Source organism: Enterobacter sp. SCRI0065 (assembly GCF_059766475.1).
The window spans coordinates 1-248 of record NZ_JCBAJB010000066.1; the positions used below are offsets into that span (position 1 = coordinate 1).

General features: G+C 58.9%; 1 protein-coding gene. It reads right to left on the bottom strand.

The features are described 5' to 3' along the window. Positions 1–129 precede the first annotated feature (129 nt). Positions 130–248: fimbrial biogenesis chaperone (locus tag AC6EMZ_RS23475; protein WP_498405197.1), on the bottom strand; the 119-nt coding region annotated here is incomplete at its 5' end.

Genomic DNA, 248 nt, shown 5'->3' on the forward strand with positions numbered 1-248 from the left:
TCTATTCTGCACAGCCTTTTCAGCTTTCGGTGACCGAGTGTACGGGCGGGGGAGCAAGCAACCTCACCCCCATGGTCGCGGTGACCGGCCCGGGCGTAAGCCAGGACAATAAGTGGCTTTTTCGGCACGTTAAGGAACGCTGGTGCTAAACGCATCGGTGCCTCCGGTGTCGTTAATCGTCTGCCATTCCACCCTGGTGTTGGCCGTGAGCGGTGTTTTTAAAGGCCAGGTATTGCTGCCGCGAGGGG